General features: G+C 47.3%; 1 protein-coding gene. It reads left to right on the forward strand.

The features are described from left to right. On the forward strand, nucleotides 1-281 hold a 281-nt coding region (locus BN338_RS10705; RefSeq protein ID WP_039762748.1), incomplete at both ends, for a toprim domain-containing protein.

Genomic DNA, 281 nt, shown 5'->3' on the forward strand with positions numbered 1-281 from the left:
CTATGTTGGGGTCTGTAACAGGTGGCGCTGTGCATTTAAGCCAAGGTAATCCAAAACATCTTGTCATTTGTGAGGGCATTGAAACCGGTCTGGCTCTGCTGTCTGGGTTGTTATCAGAACCCGTGAATTTATGGGCGTCCCTTTCAAGCCATGGCATGAGGCATGTGAATTTACCCGATACTAAAGCCTATATTACCATTGCAATGGATGGCGATGAGGTTGGTCGTAAAGCAGGTTTTACCCTCGCTGCGCGCGCTTATAGACAAGGCTTTGAGATCTTT

Source organism: Bartonella queenslandensis AUST/NH15 (assembly GCF_000312585.1).
GTDB lineage: Bacteria > Pseudomonadota > Alphaproteobacteria > Rhizobiales > Rhizobiaceae > Bartonella > Bartonella queenslandensis_A.